This is a genomic window from Sphingobium sp. (assembly GCF_003248505.1).
In the GTDB taxonomy this organism is placed as follows: Bacteria; Pseudomonadota; Alphaproteobacteria; order Sphingomonadales; family Sphingomonadaceae; genus Sphingobium.
Genome location: NZ_QFOA01000070.1, coordinates 1 through 18,448, shown reverse-complemented (window position 1 = coordinate 18,448; position 18,448 = coordinate 1). Strand labels below are relative to the sequence as shown.

Below are 18,448 nucleotides of genomic sequence, written 5' to 3'. Positions count from 1 at the left end.
AATTGGCGGCGGCAATTGCCAGCGCGTCATGATAGCGCTATCCAATTCCAGCAAAAGAAGAGAGGACCATATGCCCCAGATTTCGCGCAACCTCTGCGCCCTGCCGCTCGCCATCGCCCTTCTTGCCGGTTGCCAGCAGTCCAGCCAGACCGGCAACAGCCAGGCAACGGCACAGGCGGACGCGGTCAAGCGTCCCGATACGGATTACCTGTCGCAGCCACTGGTGAAGGATATCTATACGGCGGACCCGTCCGCACATGTCTGGGATGGCAAGATCTACGTTTACCCCAGCCACGATATCGATGGCCCGGCGGTGGAAGACGATCTTGGCAGCCATTTCGAGATGCGCGACTATCGCGTGCTGCGCATGGACAAGATCGGCGGTCCCGTCACGGTCGGCCCGGTCGCGCTCGACGTGAAGGACGTACCTTGGGCAGACAAGCAGATGTGGGCGCCCGATGCCGCGAAAAAGGGCGACACATATTATCTCTACTTCCCCGCCAAGGACAAGGAAGGCGTCTTCCACATTGGCGTCGCCACCGCAAAAGACCCGATGGGTCCCTTCAAGGCCCAGCCAAAGCCGATCAAGGGCAGCTTTTCCATCGACCCCTCAGTCTTCACGGACGAGGACGGGCAGAGCTACATGTATTTCGGTGGCATTTGGGGTGGCCAGCTTCAGCGTTATGCCACCGGCAAATATGATCCGAATGGGTCCAAGACCGACCTTGGCCAGGACGACAAGCCCGCTCTTGCCCCACGCGTCGCAAAAATGAGCGGCGACATGCTGGAATTCGCCGAGACACCGCGCGAGATTCAGATCGTCGACGACAAGGGCAAGCCGCTTCTGGGCGGAGACCATGACCGCCGCTTCTTCGAGGCAGCATGGATGCACAAATATAAGGGCAAATATTACTTCAGTTACTCGACCGGCGACACTCATTATCTGGCCTATGGCATAGGCGACAGCCCCTATGGCCCGTTCACCTACAAAGGTCGCATCCTGGAGCCGGTAGAAGGCTGGACGACACACCATTCTATCGTCGAATGGGGCGGGAAATGGTGGTTGTTCTACGCCGACAGCCAGCTTTCGGGCCAGACGCGCCTGCGCAACGTCAAGGTGACCGAACTGAAATATAATCCCGACGGCACCATCCAGACGATCAATCCTTTCGTTGCCAAAAACACAAAGGAAAGCGCCGCAAACTAAGCACGCCCGGCGCGGGGGAAGTATCGTTCCCCCGCGTTTCTGCCCGGCCATTAAACGTGGCGGCGGGAAAACAGGACGATGGACAGCGGCGCCCGACATAGAGGATCGAAAGACCGCCTATCATTCGATGCTGTGCCTCTTTACGCCCGCCGCTGCACGGACGACCGCCCCGCCACAATGATATCAAACGGAGCAAGACCGGTTGGAGCACCACGAACTACCCGGTCGCGCGCTGCCGTCAATTCGCTTTGCTCAAATCCACTTTTTCCACCCATTCGGGATAGAAGGTCGGCTCCCGGTTCGACCAACCCGCCGCCGTTGCGGCCGCCTCGCTGATCGATTGTAACAGTACGCGCCGCTTGTCGGGGTGCAGATGGGGCAGGCTCGCTGCCGCGCAAAACGCGCCGGGAAGCCAGGGACGTGCGCCTGCGCCGAGCAGACGCTCATAAAGGAAACGATAGGCCGAAAAGCTGACCAGCCTGTCCTGGCCCAGATCGAACGCCGATATCGTCACCAGAGGCGCCATGAAAGGTTCGACCTGATCGAGACCGCTGTCGTCGGGTACCCGCGCCTTAATCTCGTCGATGCGTCCATAGATGCGGGCTTGCGCGCGGATGGAAGCTGCTTCCACCATATCGCGTGACCACAGCTTCATCGCGTCGCGGCGATGAAGCCCGATATCCAGGGATCGTCTGATATAACGCTGGGTTGCAGACGGGAAGCTGGCGAATTCCCGCAACTCCGCCAGGGTGACTGCCCCGTCTGCCGGTCTTGCACTCGTGCCCATGATAATGCCCTCCGACTTTACGTCGATGGAAACATGCGCCCTCTATGGTTACCGAAGGCTTAAGCGCCCGTTCCACCGCTATTCAGCAACGGACCAGATTTATTTGTGCAGCGCAACATGTAAATTCGGTGACAGCGACGAGGCGATAGAAGCGTCGCTTTCCGTCAGCCATATGAAGGCGTCGTGCGCTGACTCGAAAATGCGGAGGTAGGATTGCGTCATCTCCCGCTTTACCTGCAGGCGGGCGATCGCACTGCGGGTGACGATCGCAATGCGCGACGCGCGCGGGAAAAGCCCGTCCCCCAGATTTTCGCGAAAGGCCGATAGCGCATCCTGCGGCTGCACGGCGCTTTCGCTCATATCCATGCGAAGTCGATAGCCGGGTCGAAACCCCTCCTCGACGAAACGCGCTTTAACATCGCGCGCATAGTCTACGACAGCGTCGTGCGTGAAGAGCCCGTGCCATGCAATATCGAGCAAATTTATGTCGTGGCGAAACTGAATGCGATACATGCGGCCTCCGCATGTCGCCATACGAAGCCGTCATTACCAATCGGTTAGCGCATTACGCATCGACCTCTCGTTGCAGCACGGATCCGATCATCGCGCGCCACACCGCTACATCGCCCGCCTGCGCCATCTGTGCATCCGGTTCCCGCAATGTGTGCAGAATGGCATAAGCATCATCGACATGGTCGGGCCAAGCGGCATCCACCGCGCCCGCCGCGTGCGCCTCGTTGCCGCCGCCGTTAAGGCTGATATGTCGACCGGCAAGAACCCGGGCGATCCGTTCCACCACAGGCGTGCATGAAGTCGGCATGTCGAGGCTCCTTTTTTCCGCGAACGAATTTTCTGGTTTCGGTCAAACTATCATGGCCAATGCCACTTCGTCATCATTCCTCTTTAAAACCGGAGGATGGGACCGGATCGCCTTTGTCATGAGGACGAGTAGACGACGGAGGATCGGATGCGTCCATGGAATCCTCCAGGCCTTCCTCCAGCTTCTCGTCGCAGCTAAGGGGGCGATCCTGCGCGTCGCTTTTGCGAGCTTCTTCCGCATTGTCTTGGCGGTCCTGTGACCCGTCGGAGGTACTGCTCATGCCTATTCTCCCGATATCGCTCATTGCCACATCGTCAACGGCAGGCGGACGGCAGCGGTTCCCCGAACCCTTCGACGAACGTGGGCCGCCGTTCGACCAGCAACCGTGCGCGTTGCAGACATTTTTGCGTCGCAGTCGTAAAACAGCATGATGAACGATCTTCGAGAAGACAGCGATCGGGGCGTCGCGCCGACCATCGCGCTCTATTCCATCCTGGGCTTCTGGTTCTTCTATACGCTGATCGCCAGTCTTCGCGCCGCTGTAGTCGGCTTTGATGCTCAAGGCGAAATGGCAATCCGGCGAATGGTCGTTGCGGTGATTGGTATCATTGCAACTTGGGTTTTTTATCTCGTGCTGCGCTGTTTCGACCGTACCAAATTGGCAGGACGTGTAGTTGCGGCCTTCTCGCTCGCTGCACCGTTCGCATTGGCCATGGCGCTAGCGAACTTTTACATTTTTAATGTATACGATCCCGGAAATTTTTTGTCAGATGGCGAACAGACCCGGATAGTTCGGGAACAGAGCTATGCAGCTTACGCGATAGCCGAAGATGCTTTGACCCGCTATTTTTTCCTGGCGGCCTGGGCCGGCCTTTACCTCGCGCTCTCTTATGCCAGCGAGGCGCACCGGACGGAACGTCGCGCGGCTAGGCTTGAGCGTGCCGCGCAACAGGCCGAATTGCGCTCGCTGCGCTATCAGGTGAACCCGCATTTTCTGTTCAACACACTTAATTCGCTTTCCACTCTCGTCATGCGCGACAAGCCCGACGAGGCGGAAAAGATGATCATGTCGCTGTCCAACTTCTATCGCACCAGCCTGACCGGCGATCCGCTTGACGATGTGCCGCTCGAGGAAGAAGTGCATCTCCAGAAATTATATCTGGACATCGAGGCCGTCCGCTTCCCGGACCGGCTCATCACGGTTATCGATATTCCGCCGTCGTTGCTCAACGCCTGCGTGCCCGGACTCATCCTTCAGCCGCTGGTTGAGAATGCGATCAAATACGGCGTGTCGCGGACCCGTGCGCCGGTGACGATCACTATTACAGCGCGTGAGGACGGCGACCTCATGCACATCGCCGTCTCCGACGATGGCGACAATCCACCCGGCGAAGGCGACGCCGGAAGCGGCATCGGCCTTGCCAATGTCCGCGACCGCCTTGGCGCGCGTTTTGGCGATCGGGGACGGATCGTCTATGGCCCGCGGCAGGAGAAGGGATTTTCGGTTCTCCTGACTCTGCCTGTCATCCGCAAGGGTTGCTGACCGTCCATGTCCATTCGCACTATGATCGTCGACGATGAACCGCTCGCAGTCGAGCGTCTCCAGATGCTGTGCGCCCGCGAGCCGCGCATCGCACTTGTCGGCACCGCGACGGATGGTGAGGCAGCGCTGCGCCTGATCGAAGGTCTCAAGCCCGATCTCGTGATGCTCGACATCGCTATGCCGCTGCTCGACGGAATAGGCGTGGCGCGCGCAATCGGGCGCATGGGCATTCGTCCGGCAGTCATATTCGTCACTGCGTTCGAAGGGTTCGCGGTCGAGGCGTTCGATCTTGCCGCGGTCGATTACCTGCTGAAACCCGTTGCGCACGACCGGCTGAACCGTGCCATCGACCGGGTCGAAATGGCCCTGCGCCATCAGCTTCCCGCGACGGAAAGCCACGTCCCGGCCGAGCCCGCCCCGGAATGGGCCGAGGAATTCTGGGTGCCGCATCGGTCCGAACTCATCCGCATCGCCGCCGATCAGATCGAACGGATCGAGGCGGAGCGCGACTATATGCGGCTGCATGTCGGCGGGCACAGCTATCTGTTGCATCAGACGATCAGTTCGCTTGAGGAAAGGCTGGACCCGCAGATGTTCGTTCGCCTGCACCGCAGCCACATTGTCCGGCGCGATCATATCGCCCGGTTGCGCCACGACGGTAGCGGCGTATGGTTCGCCGCGCTGGCCGATGGCAACGAGATCCGCATCGGGCGCACCTTCCTAGCCAACGCGCGCGCGATGACGGGCCGATAGCCGAAACGCGTCTTCGTGCGTTCCCCCGCCCGACAGGACGGAGGACATATGAAGATCGCGATAGTAACCGGTGGCGCTCAGGGCATCGGAAAGGGCATCACGCAGGCGCTGCTGGCACAGGGCTGGCGCGTCGCGGTGCTCGACAAGGATGCCGAGGCGGTGCGCGATCTGACCGCCGAACTGCCCACGCCCACCCTCATCGTCATTCGTGCCGACGTGGCGAGCGAACGAGACGTGGAAAAGGCGTTCGAGAAAATCTCGAGTTGGTGCGGGGAGGCAGGCGAAGCGCCGGGCATCGATTTGCTCGTATCGAATGCTGGCATTTCCGATCCCGTGAGCGGCCCGATCGAGCAACTGGACCTTAAAAAGTGGCAGGCTTGGCAGGATAGCCATGTGACCGGCGCGTTTCTGACGGTGCGGTCGGCAGTGCCGCCGTTGCGCCAGCGCAAGGGCTCAATCGTCATCATGGCGTCCACGCGCGCCGTCCAGTCGGAGCCGCAGACCGAAGCCTATTCCGCAGCGAAAGGCGCGCTATGCGCCTTCACCCATGCCCTCGCGGTCAGCCTTGGACCGGACATTCGCGTGAACGCGATATTACCCGGCTGGATCGAAACACGCCCCTGGGCCAAGGCGAGCGAGCGGGAAGCCGTGGAGCACCGCGACATCGACAAGGCGCAACATCCCGCGGGGCGGGTCGGCGATCCTTCTGATATTGCTGCGACGGTTGTTTTCCTGGCGTCGGACGGAGCAGGCTTCATCACCGGGCAGGAGATCGCGGTGGATGGCGGGATGACGCGCAAGATGATCTACGCGCACTGATGCTTTGCGGGGCGGTCAGGCGGGAAAGAGCAAACTCGCCTCCAGGCCGCCTTCGACCCTGTTCGACAATCGCAGCTCGCCATGATGTTCGGCCATGATCGCCCGAACCAGCGCCAGACCAAGCCCAGCGCCGCCCGTCTCTCGATTGCGAGACCCTTCCAGTCGGGTGAACGGCTCCAGCATTTCGGCCATGCGGTCCTCGGCAATACCTGGCCCGTCATCGGCCACGGCAACGCGGATCATCGTCCCCTCCCGCGTCACGGAAACATGCGCCCGCTCTCCGTAAACAATAGCGTTTTCGATAAGATTGCGCAGCGCGCGCCGGACCTGCTGCGGTCGAACGAAGGCGACGGCCCGCTCGCTCTCTGCCAGATGGACGGGGGATCCCAGTTCGATGAAATCGTCGACGACGGCATCGGCGAGGGATGCGATGTCGACCTTTTGCGCCGGCTGGCTGCTCCGCCCCGCACGGGCGAGCGAGAGGATGTCCTCCAGCATCCGGTTCATTTCTTCGATGGTCTGCGACATGCGAGCGCGTTCGCCTTCATCCTCTACCGACTCGGCTCGCACGCGCAAGGACGCGAGCGGTGTACGCAGATCGTGCCCAATTGCGCCCAGCATCCGGTCCTTTTCGTCCAGCATGGCCATGATCCGGGCGCGCATGGCATTGAAAGCCAGGGTCAGATCGCGCACGTCGCCCGGCCCCCGCTCCTCGACCGGATCGGCCGCGCCGGTTCGCGCGAATTGGTGCGCCGCCCCTGTCAGTTGCTGCATCGGTCTGGCCATGCGCCTGCCGATCCAGAGCAGCGGCACCAGCACCACGCCGTAGAGGATCAGCGTCTGCCAGATCAGCCAACCCCCGAAACGCGGTGGGCGGTCGCCGCTCCGGGCCTGCGCAGTGACCCAGCGACCCGGCGCATATTGGACCGCTAGCGTCAATCGCGCCATGCGACGGTCCGCGATAGGCTCGCCGGTCGCACGCATCCGGATGACCTCCCACCGCCGGATCGGCATAAGCTGATGATCCTCCGCCGCCGCTACCGACAGGACTGGCAGGCCGACATCGGCAAACATGTCGGCAGCGCGCTTTTCGATGTCCGGGCGCGGTCTCCCGTCCAGCGCGGGACGGGTCTGGGAAAAGCGCACTGTGCGCCATTCGTTGCGCGCCCGCCTCTGCCCCGAATTTTCGGCACCGTCAGCCTCGTCATCGCGGCGGCGGTCCGAATGGGCGTCGAGTGCGTTGACGATGCGATAGACGGCAGGCGCAGTCTGCCCTGTCAACATCAGCCGGTTCCGCTCCCTCAGCAAGAGCGCGAAGTTGATCGCCTGCGCGACGAAAAGGCCGACCGCCACCAGGACGATGATTTGCCCAACCAGGCTTTGCGGCCAGAAACGCCTCACAATTTGCGCACCTCGGCGGACAACATGTAGCCGCCGCCCCACACTGTTTTGATCAGGCTGGGATTTCTGGGATCGGGTTCGATCTTTTTACGCAGACGGCTGATCTGGTTGTCGATCGCCCGGTCGAACGCATTGGCTTCCCGCCCCTGCGTGATGTCGAGCAGCTGGTCGCGGCTCAATACCTGGTTGGGCCGCGTGGCGAAGGCCAGCATCAGGTTATATTCGGCGGTCGACAGCGGCAGCGACACGCCCTCCGCATCGACCAGTGTGCGTTCCTGCGTCTTCAAAAGCCAGTCGGCAAAAGCGTAGGTTGCGCCATCGGGTGCAGTTACACGCTGCCCGCCCGTCGCGACCCGGCGAAAGATCACCTTGATGCGTGCGACGAGTTCTCTGGGAGAAAAAGGTTTGAGCACATAATCGTCCGCGCCCATTTCCAGCCCTACGATGCGGTCCGTCTCCTCAGACTTGGCGGTCAGAAGGATAACGGGAATTTCGCTCGTCTCACGGATATGGCGACATAGCGAAAGGCCGTCCTCCCCCGGCATCATGATGTCGAGGATGACGAGGTCGATGGCATTGGCGTTGAGCCGGACGCGCGCATCGGCAGCGCCCTCCACCGCCGTAACGCGAAAGCCATTGCGGGAGAGATACTGGGCCAGCGGTTCGCGGATCGAGCGCTCGTCATCGACGAGCAGGAGGTGGGGACGGTCGCTCATGGTGCCCTGTCTGTCATGGCTTGCGGTGGGTTGGAAGGACGAAGGCGAGGGAACAGCCTTCGTCCTTCACCATAGGGCGGGAACCGGCGGGGTCTTGATGGGCCGCGAAGCACCGCCGCCTATTCCCCCGCCCGTGGGATCAGTTCTGCGGCGGCGGCGGCGGTCCCTTGCGATCCTGCCAGGTGCCGCGCATCGCCTGACGCGCTGCCTTCATCTCGTCGGCGGTGACGAAGCCGTCCTTATTGGCATCGGCCCGGTCGAACATCGCCATGCCCCGCGCCACGAAGTCCGCCTTGGTCACGACAGCATCCTTGCTGCCCGGCCTTGCCATACCGAAACCGCGGTGCGGGCGACCGCGCCACTTATGTCCACCCGGTCCGCCGCTGTGCATTTCGGCGCGTTTGCTGGCACGCGCCTCCTGTGCGGCGGTGAATTCGGCCTTGCTGATCTGGCCGTTGCGATCGGTATCCATTTCGGCAAAGCGCGCGTCCAGACGTTGCTGGCGCTTGAGTTCGCGATCCTTGGGCGTCAGCTTGCCATCGCCATCGACATCCATTCGGGCAAAGCGCGCCTCCAGCGCGGCGGTCATCTCCGCCTTGCTGACGCGGCCATCCTTGTTAGCGTCGGCCTGCATCATCAGGCCTCCGCGCGCGCGCGGGCCATCGCCGGGGCCGGGCTGGGCAAAGGCGACATGGGTGGCGGCAAGGCCACCTACGAACAGCGATCCCGCTGCGACGGTCATGAAAAAGGAACGGAGCATGATAGTCTTCCTCTGTGCGTTCATCCGAGCGGCCTGTTGCCACCCTTGACGACGCTTATCGGAAAGACCTGTCCCGCAACTTTGTCACAAACCCGGCTTATTTGTCGCAAACTGTATCGGATCAGCCGTCGCGGCGCCCCAGCAGGCGCAACCGCAGCGCATTGAGCTTGATGAACCCGGCGGCATCGCGCTGGTCATAGGCACCCGCATCATCCTCGAACGTCACGACCTTCTCGCTGTACAGCGAATAGGGCGACTTGCGACCGACGACGGAGACACCTCCCTTGTAGAGTTTGAGGCGAACGGTGCCGGTCACCTTTTGCTGGCTATGGTCAATCGCGGCCTGAAGCATCTCGCGCTCGGGCGAGAACCAGAAGCCGTTATAGATGAGTTCGGCGTAGCGGGGCGCGAGTTCGTCCTTGAGATGCGCTGCCCCGCGATCCAGCGTCAGTTGCTCGATGCCGCGATGGGCCAGGTGATAGATGGTGCCGCCGGGGGTTTCATACATACCGCGCGACTTCATGCCGACGAACCGGTTTTCGACCAGGTCGAGCCGACCGATCCCATGCTTGCGACCGTAATCGTTCAACGTTTCGAGCAGGGTTGCAGGCGACATGCCCACGCCGTTGATCGCCACGCCGTCGCCGCGTTCGAAATCGACGGTAATATATTCCGGGGCATCGGGCGCGTCTTCCGGGTTGACGGTGCGCGAATAGACGAAGTCCGGGGTTTCCTCCCACGGGTCTTCCAGCACTTTGCCTTCCGACGAGGTGTGCAGCATGTTCGCATCCGTCGAGAACGGCGCTTCGCCGCGCTTGTCGCGGGGGATCGGAATCTGATGCTGCTCGGCGAATTCGATCAGTCTGGTGCGGCTGGTCAAATCCCACTCGCGCCAGGGCGCGATGACCTTGATATCGGGGGCGAGGCCGTAATAGCCAAGTTCGAAGCGGACCTGATCGTTGCCCTTGCCAGTCGCGCCATGGCTGACCGCGTCCGCGCCCACCTGCCGGGCGATCTCGATCTGGCGCTTGGCGATCAGCGGACGGGCAATCGACGTGCCGAGCAGATAAAGCCCCTCGTAAAGCGCGTTGCTGCGCATCATCGGAAAGACATAATCCTTGACGAATTCTTCGCGCAGATCGTCGATGAAGATATGCTCTTCCTTGACCCCCATGAGCCGGGCCTTTGCGCGTGCCGGTTCGAGCTCCTCGCCCTGACCCAGGTCAGCGGTGAAGGTGACCACCTCGCATTCATAGGTCTGCTGCAACCATTTGAGGATCACGCTCGTGTCGAGGCCGCCCGAGAAAGCGAGGACGATACGGTTGATCTTGTCGGACATGGCGCGGGGACTCTTTCCAGCCGGAATGGGCGTTTCAGGTGCGCGCGCCCGGTATCAGGCACGCTGGCAAAGCGCAACTGCGCAAGACGAAACAGACCCTTTGGCTGCGATCGGGCGAAATGGATTGCTCATGAGCAACCGGCTTATTGACGGCCTCCGCAGTCAATATTCTTGCATCCCATCCGGGCGGAGGCACCGCGCCAATACCGCGCCGCCCCCCAATGCCCGGGCAGCGATTGCCGCGTAGCGGGGTCGTCACGGCAGTTGCGGCAGCCGGAATTGGGGAGTCCAGTCCTCTCGAATCTAATCGTCCACGATATCGGATTCGGAGATCCTGTCGACACGCCGCGCGCCGTCGACTTCCTTCTCCAGGTTCGACTTGTTTGCTTCATCCCGCGACTTTTGGCCTTTCGTCCGCCCGAACTTCGCGCGATTCTGCTCCGCTGCTTTTTCCCTGTCGGCTCGCGCTCTGGCCTTGCGCGCCTGTCTCAGATTGATCACGTCACCCATGCCCTATGCCTAGCGCGCCACGTGGAGACTTGCCATCCTGCCTCCACGCTGGGCATGACGATGCGGCAGTTTGAAGATCAGGGAATGATGACCAGCATCCACGATGTCGCCGCACTGGCCCGCGTTTCCATCAAGACGGTGTCGCGCGTCGTCAACAAGGCTCCGAACGTCAGCGCGGAATTGCGCGCGCGGGTGCAGCAGGCCATCGACCAGCTTGGCTATCGCCCCAACCAGTCGGCCCGGCGGCTGGCGGGCGGCCGATCTTTCATGATCGCCTTTCTCTACAACAATCCCGCACCCGGTTATGTCAGCCGCATCCAGATGGGCGCGGCATGGCGTTGCCGCGACCTGGGTTATCATCTGGTTGTCGAGCCGATTTCCGCGGGCGCGGAGGAGAGGTTCGACGTGCTCGACCGGCTGGTGGCGGCGCTGCGGCCCGATGGCGTGCTACTGGTGCCGCCCTTGTCCGATGACGCCAAGCTGCTGGCACGGCTTGAGCAGATGCGCCTTCCCTGCGCCCGCATTGCCGGATCCACGATCGGCAACGGGTTCAACATCCACACACCCGAACATGCAGCGGGACGGATGGTGGCGGACCATCTGGTCGCCCTGGGCCACAGGCGGTTCGGCGTGATCACTCCGCCGCCCGGTCACGAATCGGCGGCTCGCCGCGTCGACGGCTTTCGCGAGGGGCTGGATGCGGCGGGCGTTTCTCTCGACGCGGTCACCTTGATACAAGGGCGGTTCGACTTCGCCTCCGGCCTCGAGACGGGAGAGACGCTGTTGTTGCGGGCGGACCGACCGACCGCCATCTTCGCCACCAACGACGAAATGGCGCTGGGCGTGCTGACGCTGGCGCATCGTATCGGGCTTCGCGTACCGGAAGACATATCGGTGGCAGGCTTCGACGACACGACGGCGAGCCAAACGTCCTGGCCGCCGCTCACGACCGTGCGGCAACCGCTGGAGGAAATGGGGCGGGCCGTCATCGACGCACTGGTCGACGGCGCTGCCGCCATGCCCGAATTCCCCTTCACCCTGGTCGAACGCGGCAGCACCGGGCCAGCCGCCGATTAGATTAGAGGAACAGGAAGTCCGCGAGCGCCTGAACCGCCGGCTTGTCGGTCGCGCCCGCCCCGACTGCCTGTCTGATTTCGACCGAAGGCAAGGGCACATCCAGCGCCAGGCGACGGATGCCTGCCATGCGCCCCACATCGCGCGCCAGTGGACCGAATGCGGCAAAGACGCCCCGCCCCGCCCGCAACGCCGCGATGATATCCGTCATGTTATCGCTTTCGACAGACGTCGCTTCAAGGTCTGCGCGAGCGCGGCGCAGGGCCGCATCGGTGATGGCGCGCACGCCGTTGCCCGCTTCCAGCGCGATCTGCGGCACCGAATTCAGGACATCGCGCCCGACGCTGTCCATGCGCGCCAGAGGGTGAACTTGGCCCGCGTAAAGGTTCAATGGTTCCGACCAGCCATAGCGGGAAGAAAGGCCTTGAGGTTCCTCCAGCGCATAGAAATAGGCGATATCCGCGCTGCCGGACGACAACGCCTTTGCCGCATCATGGGCGTTGTGCACATGAAGATCCAGCGTGATCGCAATATCTTCGTTGGCGGCTTCGAACGCGGCGAGCGCTTCCTGCACATGACCGAAAACGGGGGGCGGTGCCGCCAGAACGATGCCGTGGGGCCGAGAGGGCGGCGCGGGGATCATGTCCTTTGCACAGGTTGCCTCTTCCGCAGGCACCTCGGCGCTTTCGTCCTGGGCCAGCAAAGTCATCGCCCGCGCGGTCTTCCGCCCCGCTTCGGTCAACCGCGCACGACCGCCCGGATCGTCGAACAGGCGGTAGCCCAAGCGCAATTCCAGCGAGGCCAGTTCCTCCAGCAGCGATTCGGTGTCGATTCCAAGGTCGCTGGCACACCGCGCGGCGTCGCCCGCCGCCACCATCTGCGCGAATATGTCCAACTGGCGCAGGGGCGGACTGTGCATCCGCATGGTGATAGTGGAAAGCAGACTGGCCGTTAAGGGAGAAGTTGCCGCCCCCGCCAAAGGCGGTTGACGAGGACACCGGGTTGATGGCAGGGCGATTTCCTGCCGGGCGGGTATAGCTCAATGGTAGAGCACTAGCCTTCCAAGCTTGTGATGCGGGTTCGATCCCCGCTACCCGCTCCAGCCCTTTCCTTCACCATGTATCAAATTGCCGCATTGCTTCCGATGCAGCGAGCCTATTTCCAGGCAACCCGTCGTCCTTGATGCAGGACATCGTCACTCCTGACCGAATAAGGGCGGTCGCGCCCCGGCTTCGCCCGGCAGCCTGAGGACGGTGCGACGATTCGGCTTTTCACGATCCGAAAGTCGACGTTCGCGCCATTGCGCTGGCGCGCCATGGGGGGCATTGCGAATTATGACAGCGGCGTTACAGGCGAAGCATGCGTCAGATTGCCGCCCTTCCCTATACCACCGCCGACGATGGAACGATGCAGATCCTGCTCATCACGTCGCGCGATACGCGGCGCTGGGTGATCCCCAAGGGCAACCGAATCAAAGGCCTGCCCGGCCACCGGGCTGCGGAACTGGAGGCCTATGAAGAAGCCGGCATCCACGGCATCGCCTGCCCGGCGGCCATCGGTCGCTATCGCTACGACAAGCGCCGCCGCAGCGGCAGGTCGCGGGAAGCGGTGGTCGAAGTTTTTCCTCTTGCGGTCAAAGGCCACCTGACGCAATGGCCCGAACAAGGCCAGCGCGAGTTGCGCTGGTTCCCGGTCGCCGACGCCGCCAGGGCAGTCGACGAACCTGACTTGAAGACGATCATAGCGGCTTTTCGGGAGCCGCCCGCCGATCCGGGATGGTTCCTGCGATTGCTGCTGGCGATTCGCGAAAGGCAGCGGGGAAGGACGGGAATGTTACGCTGGTTCCACGCGCTGATGCCCAAGCAGGGCCGCTTCTTCGACCAGTTCGAGGATCATGCAGCGACTCTGGTCGCGGGTGCCGACGCGCTAGCCCTTTTGCTGAAGGGCGGACCGGACATGGCGACGCATGTGCGTACGATTTCGGATCATGAGCATCGTGCCGACGACATCATCCGCGACGTGCTGCTCGACGTACGGCGCATTTTCGTTACCCCCTTCGACCGCAGCGCGATCACCGACCTGATCGGGGTGATGGACGACGCCATCGACCAGATGAACCAGACGGCCAAGGCCATCGCCCTGTTCGAGGTACGGGATTTCCCGTCCCAGATGCAGGACATGAGCGCGCTGATCGTCGAATGCGCGCGGATCACGGCCGAAGCGATGCCGCTGCTGCGCTCACTCAACCTCAATGCGACCCGGCTACACGACCTGACCGAAAGGCTGGTCAAGCTGGAAGGTCATGCCGACAATCTGCATGAAGCGGGGCTCAAGGCGTTGTATGAAAAGGCGCGGTCGGGCAACCCCATGGACTTCATAGTCGGCAACGAAATCTACAGCCATCTGGAAAAGGTGACAGACCGGTTCGAGGATGTGGCGAACGAGATTTCCGGCCTCGTCATCGACCACGCCTGACCGCACGCGTCATGGACCCCATCGCCTTTCCCCTGCTCGTCGCGCTGATCGCGGTCGCGCTGGCCTTCGACTTTCTGAACGGCCTGCACGACGCCGCCAATTCGATTGCGACGATCGTGTCGACCCGCGTGCTCAAGCCGCAATATGCGGTCGCGTGGGCCGCCTTCTTCAACTTCATCGCCTTCCTGTTCTTCGGGCTGCATGTCGCGACGACCGTGGGCAAGGGCATCATCGACGCCAGCATCATCGACCCGCAGGTGATTTTCGGCGCGCTGATGGGCGCGATCAGCTGGAACCTCATCACCTGGGCTCTCGGCATCCCGTCTTCCTCCAGCCATGCGCTGGTGGGCGGGCTGCTGGGCGCGGGCGTGTCGAAGGCCGGGCTGGCGGCAATCGTGTGGAACGGCGTGTTCATGACCACCGCCGCCATCGTCGTGTCGCCCGCGCTCGGCCTGTTTCTGGCGCTGATGCTGGTGCTGGTAATCAGCTGGATCTTCCGCCGCTTCACCCCGCAGGGCGCGGATCGCGTGTTCCGACGGCTTCAGCTGGTGTCGGCGTCGCTCTATTCGCTCGGCCATGGCGGCAACGACGCGCAGAAGACGATGGGGATCATTGCCGTACTACTCTATTCGCAGGGCATGCTGGGCGGCGAATTCCATGTGCCCTTCTGGGTGGTCCTGTCCTGCCAGGCGGCGATGGGCACGGGGACGTTGCTGGGCGGATGGAAGATCGTCCACACCATGGGGTCGAAGATCACGCGCCTGACCCCGGCCCAGGGCTTTTGCGCCGAGACGGGCGGCGCGATCACGCTGTTCCTCGCGACGCACCTGGGGGTTCCGGTTTCCACCACTCATACGATCACCGGCGCCATCGTCGGGGTGGGAGCTTCACGGCGGTTGTCCGCCGTACGCTGGAACGTTGCGTCCAGCATCGTCGTCGCCTGGGTCGTCACGCTGCCCGCAGCCGCCGCCATCGGCGCTCTGTTCTACGGGCTGACGCGCCTCTTCTGACGCAGCGCGGGCGCGGTCGGTTGCCCGCCGCGCCCTTCCCCGCCCGACCGATCAGTCGTTTAAGCCACCCGGCCCAGCCGGTGGTAGAGATTGGCATATTTGACCGATTCAGGCCGGTCCTGCACCTCGCGCAGATAATGGGCGATGGCGGTGCGGATAAGGCCGAAATCCTCCGCGCTGAACACCGCACGCGAACGGGCCGGTTGCGGTCGGTCGATCGTATCGGTCGTCATCTTTGTCGTCCTTTCGTGGCAATGATCCCGTTTTGGTAGACGACGAAGTAGACAGCTGAACACGATTTCGTAAGGCCGATGAGTGAACCGATGTCACGATTATATTTTGTAGAATTGTCATTTCATGACATGATGACAACATGGCTGAACAACCCGACCGCAAGCTTTATCTCGGCCCCAAATTGCGCGTGCTGCGGCGCGAACTGGCCCTCAACCAAACGCAGATGGCGGAGGAACTGGGCGTGTCCCCCAGTTACCTCAATCATATGGAGCGCAACCAGCGCCCATTGACCGCGCAGATGCTGGTGCGGCTCGCCAATACCTACGATATCGACATTCGCGATTTCACCGCCGCCGCCACCGACAGCGCGTCGGGCGATCTGGCCGAAATCCTGTCCGATCCGCTGGTGCGCGACATCGGCATCGGACGGGACGAGATGCTGGACGTGGCGGAGAATTATCCGGGCGTGGGCGAAGCGATTGCCCGCTTCTATCGCGCGCTGTCGGACCTGCGGCGATTGCCTGGCGACCAGCGCGTGCGGGAAGATAGCGCTCCGCTGATCGCCCCGCTCGACTGGCTGCGGGAAACGATCGCGAAGGCGGGCAATCATTTCGCCGAACTGGATGCAGGCGCGGAACGCATCGCCGGCGAACTGCCGGACGATCCCGCGCTGCTCCAGCACGGACTGCGACAACGGCTGAAGGACCGGCACGGCATGGCGACGCAGGTGATGCGCGCGGACCTGATGCCGGGCGCGCTGCGCCATTACGACATGCACCGGCGGCGGCTGATGCTGAACGAGCGACTGGCGGCGTCCGGGCGGCTGTTCGCGCTCGCCTATCATCTCTGCGCGCAGGAGTTGGCGGATCCGATCGCAGCGCAACTGACGCGGGCCGCACCGCCCGACGAAGACAGCCGCCGGCTGGCGACCGTCGCGCTGACCAACTATGCCGCCGCCGCGCTCGTCATGCCCTATGACCGCTTCCGCCAGGCCGCAGAGCAGAGTCGCCACGACATCCCGCTGCTGCGCGACCGGTTCGGCGCATCGGGCGAACAGGTGGCGCATCGGCTGACCAGCCTGGGTCGCACAGGCGCGCGGGGCATTCCCTTCTTCCTCGTGAAGATCGATCGTGCGGGCATCGTTTCCAAACGGTTCGACGGGGAAGCCTACCCCTTCGCACGGTTCGGCGGCACCTGCCCCCGCTGGGACGCTCACGCGCCGCATGGCGAGGGCGAGGTGCGCCCGCAACTGATCGAGACGCTGGACGGCAAGCGCTACGTCACCCTCTCGATCGGCCTTCCGCGCACCGCACCGGATGCCCATGCAGCCCCGGTCATCGCCCTGGGTTGCGAGGCCCGACACGCCGCGCGCATCGCCCATTGCGACGGCATCGACATAGGAGGCGGGCGGGCGACCGGCATCGGTCCCACATGCCACCTGTGCGAGCGGCGCGACTGCACGGATCGCGCTCTGCCGCCTGTCACCCGCACCATCGACCTGCACGGCTACGAACGAACCGCCGCACCATTCCCCTTCCGCCGGGTGTGATCGGGCGGGGGACAAGCGAACGGACCATCTGCGCCTTGGCCAGGATACTGGAAGATGCTCACCGCATTCCACAAAAGGAAATGGTGACCCCTACGGGAATCGAACCCGTGTTTCAGCCGTGAAAGGGCCGCGTCCTAACCGCTAGACGAAGGGGCCGTTCAGCGTGCCGCCTTGTGGCAGCGCGGTGAAGCGAGGGCGCAATTACGGGGAGACGGGGCGAGGGTCAACCCCCTTCGCGCAAGAAAATGACAAGAAGGCGGTATGCCCTTCAATCCGCCCAGGCCGCATCTTCCAGGTGCAACTCTGCTGCGGGCCGGCTGCCCCAATCGTCGATCTTCGCCTTGCCCGCGACCCAGAGCCGCCGGTCGCGCGGTGCGCCCAGGATCGCCTGACCCAGATCGGTCTCCGCCTGCCGGAACGCAATGGTCTTGATCGAGCGACCGTCGTCGCCCGCCATGATCGCGCGGAGATGGCCGTTACCCACCACGTCGGCCTTGATGACCCGCATGGGGCCGGCGGCGATCAGGGGAGCGGGCCAGCCCGCGCCATAGGGGCCGCCCTGTTCGATCGCCGCCACGAAATCGGGGTTGACCCCGGCAGGCGCGAGCACCGCGTCGATCAGGAGCGCACGATCGTCGCGCGCCTTGGCGACCGATGCGGAAAGACGTTCGTCGAGATAGTCGGCCAGCGCATCTACACGGTTTGCGGCGACGGTCAGGCCAGCCGCCATCGCATGGCCCCCGCCCGCGATCAGCAGTCCGCTGTCCTTGGCCGCGAGCACCGCCGCGCCCAGATCCACGCCGGAGATGGACCGACCCGATCCCTTGCCAACGCCCGTATCGTCCAAGGCGATGACGATGGCGGGACGGCCCGCTTTCTCCTTGATACGCCCCGCGACGATGCCAATGACGCCGGGATGCCAGCCCGCGCCCGCGATCACCGCCACCGCGCGATTGCCCTGCGCAGCGAGCAGCCCTTCGGCCTGTTCCTGCACCGTCGCTTCGATGGCACGGCGCTCCTCGTTATACTGATCGAGCTGCGCGGCGATGCGGGCGGCTTCGGCGGGATCTTGGGTGGTGAGCAACCGAACGCCAAGGTCCGCCTGCCCCACGCGCCCGCCTGCGTTGATGCGCGGGCCAAGCGCGAAGCCCAGGTCATGGCACAGCGGCGCACGCGTCAGACGGCTGGCGTCGATCAACGCCGCGAGGCCGATGTTGCGCCGCTTCGCCATGATTTTCAGGCCCTGGGCGACGAAGGCGCGGTTCAGCCCCTTGAGCTGCGCCACGTCGGCGACCGTGCCGAGCGCCACGATGTCGAGCAGGTCGATCAGCGCGGGTTCGGCACGGGCAGCGAACCAGCCGCGCCCGCGCAGCACGCGGATGAGCGCCGCGCCGAGCAGAAAGGCGACGCCCACCGCCGCCAGATGACCGTGGCGCGCCGCGTCGGGATGC

20 protein-coding genes and 2 tRNA genes are annotated in these 18,448 nt (G+C 63.3%); 9 read left to right on the top strand and 13 right to left on the bottom strand.

Annotation, left to right across the window (positions count from 1 at the left end; genetic code table 11):
* Positions 1–70: 70 nt before the first annotated feature.
* Positions 71–1,207 (top strand): glycoside hydrolase family 43 protein, encoded by a 1,137-nt coding sequence (locus tag DI606_RS16350; protein WP_293984896.1) that lies wholly within the window; start codon positions 71–73, stop codon positions 1,205–1,207.
* 238 nt (positions 1,208–1,445) lie between these two features.
* On the opposite strand, the gene DI606_RS16345 is transcribed toward DI606_RS16350, so the two are convergent.
* From DI606_RS16345 to DI606_RS16330, 4 genes are all read right to left on the bottom strand, one after another.
* Positions 1,446–1,994 (bottom strand): hypothetical protein, encoded by a 549-nt coding sequence (locus DI606_RS16345; protein WP_293984894.1) that lies wholly within the window; start codon positions 1,992–1,994, stop codon positions 1,446–1,448.
* A gap of 99 nt (positions 1,995–2,093) precedes the next feature.
* On the bottom strand, positions 2,094–2,507 hold the full coding sequence (locus tag DI606_RS16340; protein WP_293984892.1) for an STAS/SEC14 domain-containing protein: 414 nt from the start codon (positions 2,505–2,507) through the stop codon (positions 2,094–2,096).
* 52 nt (positions 2,508–2,559) lie between these two features.
* Entirely contained in the window at positions 2,560–2,814 is a 255-nt protein-coding gene (locus DI606_RS16335) for a hypothetical protein (RefSeq protein ID WP_293984890.1), read from the bottom strand.
* A 73-nt stretch (positions 2,815–2,887) separates the two neighbouring features.
* Complete coding sequence (locus DI606_RS16330) at positions 2,888–3,376, bottom strand: hypothetical protein (protein ID WP_293984902.1); 489 nt, start codon at positions 3,374–3,376, stop codon at positions 2,888–2,890.
* Here DI606_RS16330 and DI606_RS16325 point away from each other — a divergent pair.
* The 3 genes from DI606_RS16325 to DI606_RS16315 are packed head-to-tail and all read left to right on the top strand — an operon-like array spanning position 3,290 to position 5,929.
* Positions 3,290–4,357 (top strand): sensor histidine kinase, encoded by a 1,068-nt coding sequence (locus DI606_RS16325; protein WP_293984900.1) that lies wholly within the window; start codon positions 3,290–3,292, stop codon positions 4,355–4,357. The genes DI606_RS16330 and DI606_RS16325 overlap by 87 nt on opposite strands.
* A 6-nt stretch (positions 4,358–4,363) precedes the next feature.
* On the top strand, positions 4,364–5,110 hold the full coding sequence (locus tag DI606_RS16320; protein WP_293984889.1) for a LytTR family DNA-binding domain-containing protein: 747 nt from the start codon (positions 4,364–4,366) through the stop codon (positions 5,108–5,110).
* A gap of 48 nt (positions 5,111–5,158) precedes the next feature.
* Entirely contained in the window at positions 5,159–5,929 is a 771-nt protein-coding gene (locus DI606_RS16315) for an SDR family oxidoreductase (RefSeq protein WP_293984887.1), read from the top strand.
* Positions 5,930–5,944: 15 nt separating this feature from the next.
* Here DI606_RS16315 and DI606_RS16310 read toward each other — a convergent pair whose 3' ends face one another.
* From DI606_RS16310 to DI606_RS16290, 5 genes are all read right to left on the bottom strand, one after another.
* Entirely contained in the window at positions 5,945–7,330 is a 1,386-nt protein-coding gene (locus DI606_RS16310) for an ATP-binding protein (RefSeq protein WP_293984884.1), read from the bottom strand.
* Positions 7,327–8,046 carry a response regulator transcription factor gene (locus DI606_RS16305; protein ID WP_293984883.1) on the bottom strand — a complete coding sequence of 240 codons (720 nt, stop codon included), beginning with the start codon at positions 8,044–8,046 and terminating at the stop codon, positions 7,327–7,329. The genes DI606_RS16310 and DI606_RS16305 overlap by 4 nt, the downstream gene beginning before the upstream one ends.
* A 139-nt stretch (positions 8,047–8,185) precedes the next feature.
* Positions 8,186–8,806 carry an EF-hand domain-containing protein gene (locus DI606_RS16300; protein ID WP_293984880.1) on the bottom strand — a complete coding sequence of 207 codons (621 nt, stop codon included), beginning with the start codon at positions 8,804–8,806 and terminating at the stop codon, positions 8,186–8,188.
* A 121-nt stretch (positions 8,807–8,927) separates the two neighbouring features.
* A complete protein-coding gene (locus DI606_RS16295; RefSeq protein WP_293984878.1) occupies positions 8,928–10,145 on the bottom strand; it encodes an argininosuccinate synthase in 1,218 nt (405 codons plus the stop codon).
* 303 nt (positions 10,146–10,448) lie between these two features.
* Positions 10,449–10,655 carry a DUF4169 family protein gene (locus DI606_RS16290; protein WP_293984876.1) on the bottom strand — a complete coding sequence of 69 codons (207 nt, stop codon included), beginning with the start codon at positions 10,653–10,655 and terminating at the stop codon, positions 10,449–10,451.
* A gap of 87 nt (positions 10,656–10,742) precedes the next feature.
* Here DI606_RS16290 and DI606_RS16285 point away from each other — a divergent pair, with 87 nt between their 5' ends.
* Positions 10,743–11,732 carry a LacI family DNA-binding transcriptional regulator gene (locus DI606_RS16285; protein WP_293984898.1) on the top strand — a complete coding sequence of 330 codons (990 nt, stop codon included), beginning with the start codon at positions 10,743–10,745 and terminating at the stop codon, positions 11,730–11,732.
* 1 nt (position 11,733) lies between these two features.
* Here the strand turns inward: DI606_RS16285 and DI606_RS16280 are convergent, their stop codons facing one another.
* Positions 11,734–12,648, bottom strand: a complete 915-nt coding sequence (locus DI606_RS16280) for a LysR family transcriptional regulator substrate-binding protein (protein ID WP_293984874.1) — start codon at positions 12,646–12,648, stop codon at positions 11,734–11,736.
* A gap of 109 nt (positions 12,649–12,757) precedes the next feature.
* Between DI606_RS16280 and DI606_RS16275 the strand changes: the two genes are divergently transcribed.
* From DI606_RS16275 to DI606_RS16265, 3 genes are all read left to right on the top strand, one after another.
* Positions 12,758–12,831, top strand: a tRNA-Gly gene (locus DI606_RS16275).
* Positions 12,832–13,088: 257 nt separating this feature from the next.
* Entirely contained in the window at positions 13,089–14,204 is a 1,116-nt protein-coding gene (locus tag DI606_RS16270) for a DUF47 family protein (protein ID WP_293984872.1), read from the top strand.
* 11 nt (positions 14,205–14,215) lie between these two features.
* A complete protein-coding gene (locus tag DI606_RS16265; protein WP_293984870.1) occupies positions 14,216–15,214 on the top strand; it encodes an inorganic phosphate transporter in 999 nt (332 codons plus the stop codon).
* 59 nt (positions 15,215–15,273) lie between these two features.
* On the opposite strand, the gene DI606_RS16260 is transcribed toward DI606_RS16265, so the two are convergent.
* Positions 15,274–15,447: a hypothetical protein gene (locus DI606_RS16260; protein WP_293984868.1), complete on the bottom strand. Its 174-nt coding sequence runs from the start codon at positions 15,445–15,447 to the stop codon at positions 15,274–15,276.
* A 140-nt stretch (positions 15,448–15,587) separates the two neighbouring features.
* Between DI606_RS16260 and DI606_RS16255 the strand changes: the two genes are divergently transcribed.
* Entirely contained in the window at positions 15,588–16,997 is a 1,410-nt protein-coding gene (locus DI606_RS16255; RefSeq protein ID WP_293984866.1) for a short-chain fatty acyl-CoA regulator family protein, read from the top strand.
* A gap of 81 nt (positions 16,998–17,078) precedes the next feature.
* Here the strand turns inward: DI606_RS16255 and DI606_RS16250 are convergent.
* Together DI606_RS16250 and DI606_RS16245 are read right to left on the bottom strand one after the other, a co-directional pair.
* Positions 17,079–17,153: transfer RNA gene (locus tag DI606_RS16250), tRNA-Glu, on the bottom strand.
* 112 nt (positions 17,154–17,265) lie between these two features.
* A partial coding sequence (locus DI606_RS16245) for a DHHA1 domain-containing protein (RefSeq protein WP_293984864.1) occupies positions 17,266–18,448 on the bottom strand: 1,183 nt, incomplete at its 5' end.

Coding starts and splice junctions, on each gene's coding strand:
- DI606_RS16350 (WP_293984896.1), top strand. CDS start 71: ATGCCCCAGATTTCGCGCAACCTCTGCGCCCTGCCGCTCGCCATCGCC.
- DI606_RS16345 (WP_293984894.1), bottom strand. CDS start 1,994: ATGGGCACGAGTGCAAGACCGGCAGACGGGGCAGTCACCCTGGCGGAG.
- DI606_RS16340 (WP_293984892.1), bottom strand. CDS start 2,507: ATGTATCGCATTCAGTTTCGCCACGACATAAATTTGCTCGATATTGCA.
- DI606_RS16335 (WP_293984890.1), bottom strand. CDS start 2,814: ATGCCGACTTCATGCACGCCTGTGGTGGAACGGATCGCCCGGGTTCTT.
- DI606_RS16320 (WP_293984889.1), top strand. CDS start 4,364: ATGTCCATTCGCACTATGATCGTCGACGATGAACCGCTCGCAGTCGAG.
- DI606_RS16315 (WP_293984887.1), top strand. CDS start 5,159: ATGAAGATCGCGATAGTAACCGGTGGCGCTCAGGGCATCGGAAAGGGC.
- DI606_RS16305 (WP_293984883.1), bottom strand. CDS start 8,046: ATGAGCGACCGTCCCCACCTCCTGCTCGTCGATGACGAGCGCTCGATC.
- DI606_RS16300 (WP_293984880.1), bottom strand. CDS start 8,806: ATGCTCCGTTCCTTTTTCATGACCGTCGCAGCGGGATCGCTGTTCGTA.
- DI606_RS16295 (WP_293984878.1), bottom strand. CDS start 10,145: ATGTCCGACAAGATCAACCGTATCGTCCTCGCTTTCTCGGGCGGCCTC.
- DI606_RS16290 (WP_293984876.1), bottom strand. CDS start 10,655: ATGGGTGACGTGATCAATCTGAGACAGGCGCGCAAGGCCAGAGCGCGA.
- DI606_RS16285 (WP_293984898.1), top strand. CDS start 10,743: ATGACCAGCATCCACGATGTCGCCGCACTGGCCCGCGTTTCCATCAAG.
- DI606_RS16280 (WP_293984874.1), bottom strand. CDS start 12,648: ATGCACAGTCCGCCCCTGCGCCAGTTGGACATATTCGCGCAGATGGTG.
- DI606_RS16270 (WP_293984872.1), top strand. CDS start 13,089: ATGCGTCAGATTGCCGCCCTTCCCTATACCACCGCCGACGATGGAACG.
- DI606_RS16265 (WP_293984870.1), top strand. CDS start 14,216: ATGGACCCCATCGCCTTTCCCCTGCTCGTCGCGCTGATCGCGGTCGCG.
- DI606_RS16260 (WP_293984868.1), bottom strand. CDS start 15,447: ATGACGACCGATACGATCGACCGACCGCAACCGGCCCGTTCGCGTGCG.
- DI606_RS16255 (WP_293984866.1), top strand. CDS start 15,588: ATGGCTGAACAACCCGACCGCAAGCTTTATCTCGGCCCCAAATTGCGC.